A 12768-nucleotide genomic window follows, 5' to 3' on the forward strand; every position below is an offset into this window, starting at 1 on the left:
GTAGTCGGCATTGGCCGCATCCCTGGGGTGGTTCTGCAGGGTGAAGGTGAAACCCGGCACCATGGCGCGCAGGTTGCCGCTGGCGCGGGCACGGGCGCCCGCGGTGCGCAGCGCCTGCATGCGCAGCCGGGCGATCAGATCGCCTTCGGCGCGCGGGTCGTTCGGGGAAGCCGTACCGGCATTGGGTTGGGCGTAGTGGCTGCCACCCAGGTCGGCATGCCAGGCGTAGACCTCGGCATCGGCGAAACCGGTGGGCCGGGCATCGGTGCGGCCCGCGCGCAGGTCGGCGCGGGGGCGGGTGTAGTCATAGTCGCGGCTGCTGTAGCGCCCGGATGTAAGGCGGCTGTCGGGCACGAAGGCGTGGAGGTACTCGGCGTCGAGCTTCCAGCCGGGCGGGTGGTAGTCCACCTGACGGTAGGCCTGGCTGGGGTTGGGCAGGTAGGCGCCCAGGTGGTCCGAGAGCACCAGGCGGTGCGCACCGCCCGCATGCTCGAAGTGATAGCTGATGCCCCATTCCTGGCACAGGCGCTCGAAGAAGGCGAAGTCGCTCTCGTTGAACTGGGTCTGGTAGTCGCGGGTGGGATAGCGCTCGAGCAGGCGCTTGTCGACGGGGAAGGGGTAGTCGGCGAGGACGGCATCCAGGATGTCCACGGCGGTGGCGTTCTGGAAGATGCGGCAGTCGGCGTTGAGGGTGGCCAGGTGCAGCCAGGGGCGCAGCACGAGGCGGTACTGCAGGTGGCGGCCTTCCTCGCCGACCAAGGCAGCCTCGGTGATGAGGGCGTTGATCTGGCGGATGCCGGCGCCGACCGCATCCACGGCGGCACCCACCGCACCAGGAAGAAAGTAACCGGAGCCGTCAAGTTCGATCTCGCAGCAGATCTCCCGGCCGATGAGGGCATCGAGGTCGAGGTTGGCGCAGGCCTCGGCCAGGGCGCCGGGATTCAGGGAATCCGGGGTCTGCAGCAGCAGTTCGTAGCAGAAGAGGGTGTTGACGCCCTCGTGGCCGCAGAGCCGCACCGGGTGCAGCAGCGGCTCGCCGGCGAAGACGGGCAGCGCGGGTGAGCTCACCCGCAGCGTGTGTGACAGTGTGGACATGAAACCTTCCCTGATTTCTGCCGATGGGTCATCTCCAGGGGGATGCCCTTCGGTCTGGGGAGTGAGATTAGCGAGCCTTGGGCGCAATCGGTCACTTGAAGCGGTCTGGCGCCGTAACTTATGGCCGCATCTGTGGATTTCTTCTCGCCGGAGGCGCGCCTTGCTACCGTGGCGCAGGCGTCGATGGAGGTCCGGTCCTTCTGCACACGTGCGGAAAATCGCGGTATGCTGGATGTTTATCCAGTATTCTAAGGATTTGGCAGTTTCCGCTGCCGCTCCCGCGTCATGCGTCTGCAACCTGTCCCCATCGAACCGGCGGACGCCCCCGAGGGGGTGTGGCGCGGTGACGAGCTGGGCGAGGCGGGCGGGGCGACCTGCCCCTCGGGCCATGCCGGGCTGGATGCCGAACTGCCCGGCGGTGGCTGGCCGCTGGGGGCGCTGACCGAGATCCTGCAGCCCGAGGCGGAGGCGCCGCTGTGGCCGGTGCTGCTGCCGGCGCTGGCGCAGGCCGTCTCGGTGCGCCGCCAGCCGGTGGCGCTGATCGGGCCGCCGCACGAGCCCTTCGGACCCGCCCTGGCGGCCGGCGGCCTGCCGCTGGAATCGCTGCTCTGGGTGCGTGCCGATGCCGCGCCGGCCCGACTGTGGGCCTGCGAGCAGGCGCTGCGCTGCGCCGAGGTGGCGGCCGTGCTCGCCTGGCTGCCGCAGGCGCGTCTGGGCGAGCTGCGCCGGCTGCAGCTGGCGGCGGCGCGGCACGGGGCGCTGCTCTTCGTCTGCCGGCCGGCGTCCGCTGCGCCTGCCGCTTCGCCGGCCCGGCTGCGGCTGCGACTGCAGCCCGGGCCGGATGGCCAGCTCGATGTGCACCTGCTCAAACGCCGTGGGCCGCCGCTGGACCGGCCGCTGGCGCTGCCCGGGCGCGGCGGTCGCCTGGCGGGCCTGCTGCGCGCCGGCCGGTCCGCCGCCGAACCGCTGCCGCCGCAACGACCGGCAGGCGCGACGGTCGTGCGCCTCGATCTGCGACGTGCGCTGCGGCCGGTGGCTGCATCATCTGCCGCCCATGCGGCCATTGCCGCTTCGCACGAGGAGGCCGTCCATGCACTGGATTGCCCTTCTGTGGCAGCCTGATCCGCGCTGGGCTGGTGCCAACGCCAGTGCCAGTGCCAGTGCCAGTGCCAGTGCCAGTGCCAGTGCCAGTGCCAGTGCCAGTGCCAGTGCCAGTGCCACTGCCACTGCCACTGCCACTGCCACTGCCACTGCCATTGCCACTGCTGGAGCCGGAGCCGGAACCGAAGCGGACGCATGTACAGGCGAGCCCCAGCCCCAGCCCGAACCCACCTTGCCCCCCGCGGACGCGCTCGGCTGGTGGGCCCTGCAGTTCACCCCGCACGTGGCCTGGCTGGAGGAAGCCCTGATGCTGGAAACCTCCGCCTGCGAGCGCCTCTGGGGTGGCCGCCGGTCGCTGATGCGGCAGATGGCGGCCACGGTGCCGCCCGGCACCCGGGTGCGCCAGGCCACCGGCGCCACCAGCCTGGAGGCGCTGGCGCGGCTGCGGCTGTATGCGGCCGGCCTGGCGCAGCCCGCCCGGCGGCCGGACGACCTGCCGCTGGAAACCCTGAGCGCCGCGGCGCCGCACCTGCAGGTGCTGGCCCGCCTGGGCTGCCGCACCTGGGGCGATGTCGCGGCGCTGCCCCGAGGGCCGATGGTGCGGCGCTTCGGCGCCCCGCTGCGCGAGGCGCTGGACGTCGCCTGGGGACTGCGGGCCGACGGGCTGCCCTGGCTGCAGTTGCCCGAGTCCTTCGACCAGCGGCTGGAGCTGCCCATGCTGGCCCAGTCCGCGCCCGAGCTGCTGTGGGCGGCCCAGCGGCTGCTGGGCGCGCTGCAGCTGTGGCTGCAGGCGCGCCAGCGCGGCGTGCTGGCCGTCGAGCTGTCGTGGACGCTGGACCTCAAGCGCCTGGACGGCGCCGAGTTGCCCCGCCTGCAGCAGCTGGTGGTGCGCACGGCCGAGCCCACGCAGGACATGGCCCACCTGCGCCGGCTGCTGGCCGAGCGGCTGGCCCTCACCCAGCTGATCGCGCCGACCGGCTGGCTGCGGCTGAAGTCGATGGAGACCGCCGACTGGCAGGGCCGCACCCGCAGCCTGCTGCCGCCGTCGCTGCCCGGCGGCCATGCCGGCCCGTGGGCGGAAGAGGGCCGGGAGGGCGAGCCCCTGCACCAATTGGTCGAAAAGCTCAGTGCCCGGCTCGGCCCGCGGCAGGTGCTGGCCGCCCGGCCGGTGCAGGACCACCGGCCCGAGGGCCGCCAGCAATGGCGCCCGGCGGCGGGGCTGGACCTGCTGGCCCTGGCTGCCAGCCGGGACGATGCGGCCCCAGGGGGCAAGGCGCGCCGGCGCGGCGGGCGCCGGGCGGAGGCGGGCCAGGACAGCGCGGCTGCGGAGGCCGGCACCCGGGCGCGCGAACAGGGGGGCGTCCCGCTCCCCGACCCGACGCCCCAGCCGCTTCGACAGCCGGCGTCCCGCCGCCCGGAGCCCACGCCGCCCACCGATCCGGCCCTGCCCGACATCGGTACCGGCCTGCTGCCGGCCTGGCTGCTGCGCGAGCCGCGTCCGCTGGCCACCCAGGATGGCGAGCCTTGCCACGGCGGGGCGCCGCTGCGCTGCCTGGCCGGCCCGCAGCGGCTGGAGACCGCCTGGTGGGAGGCCGGCCGGCCCGCCGCCCGCGACTACTACATCGCCCAGGACGCGCGCGGTGCGCTGTTCTGGATCTACCGCGAGCGCGCCACGCGCACGGGCACCGGCACCGGCACCGGCACCGGCACCGGCACCGGCACCGGCACCGGCACCGGCACCGGCACCGGCAGCGATGAAGCGCCGGTGCGCTGGTTCCTGCAGGGCATCTATGCCTGAGCTTTCCCTCAAGGACGAGGAGGCACGCCGCCAGCGCCGCTTGGCGGCCGTGGGCGCCGGCCTGCCGGCGTCGGCGCCCACGGCCGCGTCGCCACTGCCCGCCTATGCCGAGCTGCATGCCTTGAGCAACTTCAGCTTCCAGCGCGGCGCCTCGCATCCCTGGGAACTGGCGGTGCGCGCCTGGCAGCTGGGCTACGCGGCCATCGCCATCACCGACGAATGCTCGGTGGCCGGCGTCGTGCGCGCCGTGAGCGGCCTGCGCATGTGGCGCGAGGAACGCGAGGAAGACGGCCTGCCCCTGCCGCCGCATCCCGAGCCGCAGCTGATCTTCGGCAGCGAATTCGACTTCGGGCGCTTTCGCCTCGTCGTGCTGGCCCACGACCTCGAAGGCTGGGGCCACCTGTGCCAGTACATCAGCGCCGCCCGCATGCACGAGGACATCGCCAAGGGCGACTACCGGGCCAGCCTGGCCGATGCCGCGGGGCTGCTGCACTGCGACATCCTCTGCGTGCCCCGGCGCCGCAGCGGCGAGCCCATCGACGAGGCGGCGCTGCACGCCGACCTGGCCGCGGTGGCCGCGCTGTTCGCGCCGCGCGCGGATGGCGAGCCGGGCCCGCTGTGGCTGGCGGTGGAGCTGTTCCACGAGGCCGACGACGCCCTCTGGCTGCAGGTGCTGCAACGCGCCGGCGAGGCCACCGGCCTGCCGCTGGTGGCCGCCGGCGACGTGCACATGCACCTGCGCTCGCGCAAGCCGCTGCAGGACGTGCTCACCGCCGTGCGCCAGGGCCGGCCGGTGGCCGACTGCGGCTTCGCGCTGCAGCCCAATGCCGAGCGCCACCTGCGTTCCCGTGCGCGGCTGGCGGGGCTGTATCCGGCCGATCTGCTGGTGCGCACGCTGCTGATCGCCGGGCGCTGCCATTTCGACCTGCAGGAGATCCGCAAGCAGTACGTCTATCCGCAGGAGGTCATCGGCTCGGGCGAAACGCCGGCGCAGACGCTGATCCGCAAGACCTGGGAGGGCGCGCAGGCGCGCTACCCCGAGGGCGTGCCGGACAAGGTGCACGCGCAGATCCAGACGGAGCTGGACCTGATCCTCGACCTGGACTACGAAATGTTCTTCCTCACGGTCGAGGACATCGTCGCCTTCGCCCGGCGCGAAGGCATCCTCTGCCAGGGCCGCGGCTCCTCCGCCAACTCGGCCGTTTGCTACTGCCTGGGCATCACCGCCGTGAACCCGGAGGACGGCAACCTGCTGTTCGAGCGCTTCATCAGCCGCGAGCGCGCCGAGCCGCCCGACATCGACGTCGACTTCGAGCACGACCGGCGCGAGGAGGTCATCCAGTACATCTACAGGACCTACGGCCGCGAGCGCGCCGCCATCGCCGCCGTGGTCATCAGCTACCGCTCGCGCAGCGCGCTGCGCGATGCCGGCAAGGCGCTGGGCGTCGACGAGCGGCTGGTGGACGCCTTCGCCCGCGACCACTACTGGTTCGACGACCCCATGCTCGACGAGCGGCTCGAGGCCGCCATGGCCCGCGCCGGCGTGCGCGAGGACCCGTTCCGCCTGCGGCTGTGGATCGGCCTGGCCAACGAGCTGCGCGGCTTTCCGCGCCACCTCAGCCAGCACGTGGGCGGCTTCGTGCTCACCCAGGGGCCGCTCACCCGGCTGGTGCCGGTCGAGAAGGCCAGCATGGAGGCGCGCTCCATCATCCAGTGGGACAAGGACGACCTGGACGAGGTCGGCATGTTCAAGGTGGACGTGCTGGCCCTGGGCATGCTCAGCTGCATCCGCCGCGCGCTGGACATGGTCAACGGCTGGCGCGGCACGGCGCACCAGATGCACCAGCTGCCCACCGACGACCCGCGCGTCTACGACATGATCGGCCGCGCCGACACCGTGGGCGTGTTCCAGATCGAGAGCCGGGCGCAGATGTCCATGCTGCCGCGTCTGCGTCCACGCAACTACTACGACCTGGTGATCGAGGTGGCCATCGTGCGGCCGGGGCCCATCCAGGGCGGCATGGTGCATCCGTACCTGAAGAACCGGGCCAAGGTGGAGCGCGGCCAGAAGATCGAATTGCGCTATCCGCAGCTGGAGCCGGCGCTCCAGCGCACCCTGGGCGTGCCCATCTTCCAGGAGCAGGTGATGCAGATCGCCATGATCGCCGCCGGCTTCAGCGCTGGCCAGGCCGACCGCCTGCGCCGCGCCATGGCGGCCTGGCGGCGCACGGGGCACATGGAGCGCTTCTACGGGCCGCTGGTCAAGGGCATGGTCGACAACGGCTACGACGAGGACTTCGCCAAGGCCATCTTCCAGCAGATCCAGGGCTTCGGCGAATACGGCTTCCCCGAAAGCCATGCTGCCAGCTTCGCCAAGCTGGTCACCGTCAGCAGCTGGCTCAAGTGCTACGAACCGGCCTGCTTCCTCGCAGCCATCCTGAATGCGCAGCCCATGGGCTTCTACACGCCCTCGCAGCTCATCCAGGATGCGGTGCGCCACGGCGTGCAGGTACGGCCGGTGGACGTCCATCGCAGCGACCGCTTCTGCACCCTGGAGCCTGCGGACGCCGACGGGCCGGCGCCGGCGGCGCCCTGGGCCGAGTCCGCCGCCCAGGCCCTGCCGGGCCAGCCGGCCGTGCGCCTGGGGCTGCGCCACGTCAAGGGCCTGAGCCCGGCGGCCGTCGCGCGGCTGGTCGAGGCGCGGGCGCAGGCGCCCTTCACCAGCACCGGCGACCTGGCGCGCCGCGCCGGCCTTGGCACGGCCGAGATGGCGCTGCTGGCCGGGGCCGACGCATTGCGGGCCCTGGCCGGCCATCGGCGCCAGCAGGTCTGGGAAGCGACGGCCTCCCACCGCGCGCCGGCACTGCTGCGCGGCGCGCCGATCCACGAGTCGCCGCTGGCGCTGCCGGCGGCGGAAGAGGGCGAGGAGATCGTGGGCGACTACGCCAGCCTGGGCTTCAGCCTGCGCCGGCATCCGCTGGCGCTGCTGCGCCCGCGGCTGGCGCGCTGGCGCCTCTCCAGCGCCGAGGAACTGCGGGCCATGCCCGGCGGCATGCCGGTGCGCGCCTGCGGCATCGTCACCGTGCGCCAGCGGCCGGGCACGGCCAAGGGCACCGTCTTCGTCACGCTGGAGGACGAGACCGGGGCCGTCAACGTGGTGGTCTGGGCCCGGGTGGCCGAGCAATGGCGCGAGCCGCTGCTCAAGTCGCAGCTGCTGGCGGTGCGCGGCACCTGGCAGCGCGACCGGGAGACGGGGGGCAAGGTCTGCCACCTGGTGGCCGAGGGCATGCGCGACCTGACGCCGCTGCTGGGGCGGCTCGCGCGCGAGAACCGCAGCCGCGATTTCCATTGACCGGCGCTGTGCCGGCGGCCCGCGCGGCCACGCCGGAGCCCTACTCACCTTGCGGGCCCCTGACCGTCTGACAGGGTGCGGGCGACAGACCCGCTTTCCAAAAATGAGAAAAAATCTCAGCTTTCGTTCACATTTGAGAACTATTCGTTAACAAATTTCTCGATTTCGCGCTCCAATGGCAGCCCACGGTGTGCACCGGCATCGTCCGACTTCCCTTGGTCGTCACGTTGTGTAACATCTTTTCACTTTAATTAACCCAGGTAACATCTTGGCAAGCTCTGTCCAGGATCACCTCCTCCAGCCGCACCCATGCCCTTCGTGCAACGCAATGCCCAAGGCGAGCTGATCGCCCTGTTCGCCGAGGCACAGCCGCAGGCCAGCGAATGGCTGGACGCCGAGGCCCGCGAGGTCCACAACTTCGTGGGCGGCAGCGGCGCCGTCGCCGGCCAGGGCCGCGGCTTCGGCGACCTCGACAGCGACTTCATCCGTGTGCTGGAGGACGTGATCGACGCCCTGATCGACAAGAACCTGCTGCGCCTGACCGACCTGCCGTTGGAAGCGCAGCGCAAGCTGCTGGCCCGCAAGGACCTGCGCCAGCATCTGCGCAGCCGTCTCGACCTGCTGCCGGGCGACGAAGTCATCTGAACGGCTTCCAGCCCGCCACGCGCACCCTCTGATTCCCACGCATGTCTTCCACGCCCGACCTCAGCGTGCCCGCTGCACGCCCGGCTCCGACGCCGCACCTGCACGACGAGCGCCTGCTCCATGAAGATCCGCTGCTCGACTGCCTGATCGCCATCACGCAGATGCATGGCCAGCCCTGGAGCGCCGAGGCGCTCACCGCCGGCCTGCCGCTGGTGGACAGCCGGCTCACGCCCTCGCTGCTGCTGCGCGCCGCCGGCCGGGCGCACCTGGCCGCGCGGCTGGTGCGCCGGCCGCTGGAAGGGCTGGGCACCGCCCACCTGCCGGCCATCCTGCTGCTGGCCAATGGCCATGCCTGCGTGCTGCAGGAGCGGCTGGAGGGTGGACGCCTGCGCATCCGCCGGCCGGAGTTCGGCGAATCGTCCGAGGTGATCGACGCCGCGGAACTGGCCGCCGAATACACCGGCGTGGCCGTGCTGCTGCGCCCGCGCTTCCGCTTCGAGGCGCGGGCGCCGCAGGTCAGCGCCCTGCGCGGGCGCCACTGGTTCTGGGGCGTGGTGAGGCAGAACTGGCGCCTCTACCGGGACGCGCTGCTGGCCGCACTGGCGGTCAACCTGTTCGCGCTGGCGGTGCCGCTCTATTCGATGAACGTGTACGACCGCGTGGTGCCCAACCGCGCCACCGACACGCTCTGGGTGCTGGCCATCGGCGTGCTGCTGGTGCTGGTGTTCGACTTCGTGCTGCGCACCGTGCGGGCCTACATCGTGGACACGGCCAGCAAGCGCATCGACGTGCAGCTGTCCTCGCAGATCATGGAGCGGGTGATGGGCCTGCGCATGGACGCGCGGCCGGCCTCGGCAGGCTCCTTCGCGGCCAACCTGCGCAGCTTCGAGTCGGTGCGCGACTTCATCGCCTCCGCCACGCTCACCACGCTGGTGGACCTGCCCTTCATCTTCCTGTTCCTCGCGGCGATGGTCTGGATCTCGCCCTGGGTGGTGATCCCGCCGGTGATCGGCATCGTGCTGGTGGTGGTCGCCTCGCTGCTGGTGCAGCACAAAATGCACGACCTGACCGAGACCACCTACCGCGCCTCGGCCCAGCGCAACGCGGTGCTGGTCGAGAGCCTGGTGAGCCTGGAGACGGTCAAGACGCTCAGTGCCGAAGGCAACGTGCAGCGCCAGTGGGAGCGCTCCACGCGCTTCCTGGCGCAGGTAGGCTCGCGGCTCAAGCTGCTGTCCTCGGCCAACGTCAACTTCACCCAGTTCGTGATGCAGCTGACCACCATCTGCGTGGTCATCGTCGGCGTCTACCAGCTGCAGGACGCGGGCATCACCATGGGCGGCATCATCGCGGCCTCCATGCTCTCGGGCCGCGCGCTGGCGCCGCTGGGGCAGGTGGCGGCGCTGCTGACGCAGTACCACCAGGCGCGCACCTCGCTCACCTCGGTCGAGCAGACCATGACCATGCCGGTGGAACGGCCGGAGGATGCGCCCTTCGTGCATCGCCCGCAGTTCCAGGGCGCCATCGAGTTCAAGGACGTGCACTTCGCCTACCCGGGCCGCGAGCAGGGCGTGCTGCGCGGCGTGAGCCTGCGCATCGCCCCGGGCGAGAAGGTGGGCATCATCGGCCGCATCGGCTCTGGCAAGACCACGCTCGAGAAGATGGTGCTGGGCCTGTGGCGGCCCACGCGCGGCCAGGTGCTGATCGATGGCATCGACTCGCGCCAGCTCGACCCGGCCGAGCTGCGCCGCGCCATCGGCTTCGTGCCGCAGGACATCAGCCTGTTCTACGGCTCGCTGCGCCACAACATCACGCTGGGCGCGCCCTTCGCCGACGACAGCGCGGTGCTGGCGGCGGCCGACCTGTCGGGCGTGGCCGAGTTCGCCGATGCGCATCCGCAGGGCTACGACATGCTGGTGGGCGAGCGGGGCGAGTCGCTCTCGGGCGGCCAGCGCCAGGCGGTGGCCATCGCGCGCGCCGTGCTGTCCGATCCGCCCATGCTGCTGCTGGACGAGCCGTCGTCCAGCATGGACCACCAGAGCGAGGAGCGGCTGAAGGCGCGCCTGGCCGAGTTCTCGCGCAACAAGACGCTGCTGCTCATCACCCACCGCACCTCGCTGCTGGACCTGGTGGACCGGCTGATCGTCATGGACAACGGCCAGGTGGTGGCCGACGGCCCCAAGGCGCAGGTCATCCAGGCGCTGCAGCAGGGCCGCGTGGGCCGTGCAGGCTGAAGGGGAGGGCAGGCACATGCTTCAGATCAAGACCGTTCCCCAGAAGAACACCTTCTTCGCCCGCCTGTCGCGCCGCTGGTCCCGCTTCGCGGCCCGCGTCGGCCGCGTGTTCGACCGCTGGATGGACGGCGCCGAGCGCGCCGAACTGCACGACGACAAGGACTTCGCCGCCGATGCCGAATGGGCCATCGGGGAGCAGCGCGCCCGCGGCGCCCGGCTGGCCGTGTGGGTCACGCTGGCCGCCTTCGCGGTGCTGCTGGTGTGGGCCGCCTTCGCCCAGCTGAACGAGGTGACGCGCGGCGAAGGCAAGGTGATTCCCTCGCGCCAGGTGCAGCAGATCCAGAGCCTGGACGGCGGCATCGTTTCCGAGATCCTGGTGCGCGAGGGCCAGAAGGTGGACGTCGGCCAGGTGCTGCTGCGCATCGACCCGACGCGCTTCAACTCCTCGCTGGCCGAGAACAAGGCCCAGGTCTACACGCTGCAGGCACGCGCCGCGCGGCTGGAGGCGCTGGCCTCGGGCAAGCCCTTCACCGTGTCGGAGGAGGTGCGCAAGGCCATTCCGGACGTGGTGGAGCAGGAGCGCGTGGCCTACGAATCCCGCCGCGCCGAGCTCGATGCCTCGGTCGGCGTGGCCCGCCAGCAGCTGGCCCAGCGCCGGCAGGAGCTGGCCGAGGTGGCCTCCAAGCAGGCCCAGGCCTCGCAGAGCTACCAGCTCACCGCCAAGGAACTGGAGGTCACGCGCCCGCTCATCCGCACCGGCGCCGTGTCCGAGGTGGAGCTGCTGCGCCTGGAGCGCGACGTGGCCCGCTTCCGCGGCGAGCGCGACATGGCCTCGGCCCAGATCCCGCGCATCCAGGCCGCCATCGGCGAAGCCCAGCGCAAGATCGAGGAAGTGGACCTGACCCTGCGCAACCAGGCCCGCAGCGAGCTCTCGGAAGTGACCACCAAGCTCGGCGCCCTGCAGGCCGGCAGCGTCGGCCTGGCCGACCGCGTCAAGCAGGCCGAGATCCGCTCGCCGGTACGCGGCATCGTCAAGCAGCTGCTGGCCAACACGGTCGGCGGCGTGGTGCAGCCGGGCAAGCAGATCCTGGAAGTGGTGCCCAGCGACGACACGCTGCTGCTGGAGACCAAGGTGGCGCCGCGCGACATCGCCTTCCTGGTGCCCGGGCAGCCGGCCATCGTCAAGTTCACCGCCTACGACTTCGCCACCTACGGTTCGCTGGACGGCAAGCTGGAGACCATCGGCGCCGACACCGTCACCGACGAGAAGGGCAATGCCTTCTACCTGGTGCGGGTGCGCACCACCAGGAGCGAGATCGGCGAGCAGAAGCTGCCGATCCTGCCGGGCATGGTGGCCGAGGTGGACATCCTGACCGGCAAGAAGTCGGTGCTGTCGTACCTGCTCAAGCCCGTGCTGCGCGCCAAGGAGCGCGCGCTGTCCGAGCGCTGAGCGCCCAACCGCTTTCTCCTGCCGAACGAGCCGCCCTCCCGCCGATGACTGTCGAACCGCTGCTGATCCTGACCCACGACGACGCGCTGGCCCGCCGCTGGGAGGGGCTGTCCGGCGACTGGAAGGTGGTGCGCGGCACGGACCTGTCGGCCCTGGCGGACTGGGGCGCCGAAGGCCCCCGGCTGGTGCTGCTGGACGGCCAGATGCCCGGCCTGCCGGCCTGGCAGGACGCCGGCTGGCCCGCGCGGCTGTCGGGCGTGGCGCTGCTCGTGGGCCTGGGCACGGCCGACGACCAGACCGGCGCCGCCGTGCTGCAGGCCGGTGCGGGCGGCTTCTGCCACGTGTATGCGCCCCTGCCCACCGTCCGACAGGCCCTGCAGGTGGTGGCCTCGGGCGAGTTGTGGGTGGGCCGCGACCTGCTCACCCGGCTGCTGCGCATGCTGGACGACCGGCCGGCGCCGCAGGCCGCGGCCGCCGCCTGGGCCCGGGGCCTGACGCAGCGCGAGCGCGAGGTCGCCGAACTCGCCTCGCTGGGCGAGGCCAACGACGCCATCGCCGAACGCCTGGGCATTACCGCCCGCACGGTGAAAGCGCACCTGTCGACGGTGTTCGACAAGCTGGATGTGGCCGACCGGCTGCAGCTGGCGCTGCGGGTGCACGGCATCCGCTGAGGCGGCGCCCGCGCCGCGGGCAGGGCCGGGTTCGGCATGTCGCGGGCCGCGCCCTGCGCGACCCCATCTGCCACCCCGCCGCGCTTGGGTCGCGCTTTCCGTCGGTCGCGCTTTCCATTTGCGTTTCCCCGACGCCGCGCGTCATCCACGCCCCGCGAAACCGGCGCAGCCACAACGGTCGAGTGGCCGCGGAGCAGGCCAAGCCAGGGCACCCGCGGAACCGGCTTTGCCGGGCCGGTGGGTGCGCCCCCCTCCAAGCCGAAGGCGCCAGAGAGGGAGGAGCCGCGAAGCGGCATGGGGGGTGCCCCCCAAATCCGTGACTTAGTTCCGCAAATAAGCAGGCGGGCCCTGTCCTCAAGGCCAATGTGAAGCGAAGAAACGATCTTTAACATTTGCCTCAACCTTTTTTCACCCTGAGTCACAAA

At 71.7% G+C, this 12768-nt stretch carries 8 protein-coding genes; 7 read left to right on the plus strand and 1 reads right to left on the minus strand.

The window, feature by feature from the left end:
- Positions 1-1095, minus strand: a 1095-nt coding sequence (locus NS331_RS18470; RefSeq protein WP_242873813.1) for a type VI secretion system Vgr family protein, incomplete at its 3' end; no start/stop codon positions are given.
- A 285-nt stretch (positions 1096-1380) separates the two neighbouring features.
- Between NS331_RS18470 and imuA the strand changes: the two genes are divergently transcribed.
- The 7 genes from imuA (at position 1381) to NS331_RS18505 (ending at position 12343) form a co-directional block, all read left to right on the plus strand.
- Positions 1381-2217 carry a translesion DNA synthesis-associated protein ImuA gene (imuA, locus tag NS331_RS18475; RefSeq protein WP_153012924.1) on the plus strand — a complete coding sequence of 279 codons (837 nt, stop codon included), beginning with the start codon at positions 1381-1383 and terminating at the stop codon, positions 2215-2217.
- Between the two features lie 211 nt (positions 2218-2428).
- A complete protein-coding gene (locus NS331_RS18480; protein WP_082702603.1) occupies positions 2429-3994 on the plus strand; it encodes a DNA polymerase Y subunit UmuC family protein in 1566 nt (521 codons plus the stop codon).
- Positions 3987-7346, plus strand: a complete 3360-nt coding sequence (locus tag NS331_RS18485) for an error-prone DNA polymerase (RefSeq protein WP_058643425.1) — start codon at positions 3987-3989, stop codon at positions 7344-7346. The genes NS331_RS18480 and NS331_RS18485 overlap by 8 nt, the downstream gene beginning before the upstream one ends.
- 309 nt (positions 7347-7655) lie before the next feature.
- Positions 7656-7991 (plus strand): hypothetical protein, encoded by a 336-nt coding sequence (locus NS331_RS18490; protein ID WP_058643426.1) that lies wholly within the window; start codon positions 7656-7658, stop codon positions 7989-7991.
- Positions 7992-8032: 41 nt separating this feature from the next.
- A complete protein-coding gene (locus NS331_RS18495) occupies positions 8033-10222 on the plus strand; it encodes a type I secretion system permease/ATPase (RefSeq protein WP_082702604.1) in 2190 nt (729 codons plus the stop codon).
- Between the two features lie 16 nt (positions 10223-10238).
- Positions 10239-11672, plus strand: coding sequence for an HlyD family type I secretion periplasmic adaptor subunit (locus tag NS331_RS18500; RefSeq protein ID WP_058643427.1), 1434 nt, complete (start codon positions 10239-10241; stop codon positions 11670-11672).
- A 44-nt stretch (positions 11673-11716) separates the two neighbouring features.
- Positions 11717-12343: a response regulator transcription factor gene (locus NS331_RS18505; protein ID WP_058643428.1), complete on the plus strand. Its 627-nt coding sequence runs from the start codon at positions 11717-11719 to the stop codon at positions 12341-12343.
- The last annotated feature ends 425 nt before the right edge of the window (positions 12344-12768 follow it).

The organism is Pseudacidovorax intermedius (genome assembly GCF_001476815.1).
GTDB lineage: Bacteria > Pseudomonadota > Gammaproteobacteria > Burkholderiales > Burkholderiaceae_C > Xenophilus > Xenophilus intermedius_A.